A 257-nucleotide genomic window follows, 5' to 3' on the forward strand; every position below is an offset into this window, starting at 1 on the left:
GGCATAGGTAAGTTCTGCGGGATCCTTTTTATTGAATGTAGCAGCATTCAAAAACTTACTGTCTGCGAAAGTTTTGGCGAAAACATTTTGTAATGAATCGGCTGCCGCGAGGTTATTGGTTTTACGGTAACACTGGATCAGGTTAAAACCTGCTTCTTCTGCTTCAGCGGCGCGCGGAAAACGTTTCAGCAATTCTTCATACACTTCAATAGCAGAAGGATAATCATCCAGTTGTTCCTGGAATATTTTCCCATTTT

General features: G+C 41.6%; 1 protein-coding gene. It reads right to left on the reverse strand.

All coding sequences use genetic code 11. The features are described 5' to 3' along the window. Positions 1-257: hypothetical protein (locus Q5762_RS38950; RefSeq protein ID WP_315897047.1), on the reverse strand; the 257-nt coding region annotated here is incomplete at both ends.

This window comes from Streptomyces sp. P9(2023) (assembly GCF_032436795.1).
In the GTDB taxonomy this organism is placed as follows: domain Bacteria; phylum Actinomycetota; class Actinomycetes; order Streptomycetales; family Streptomycetaceae; genus Streptomyces.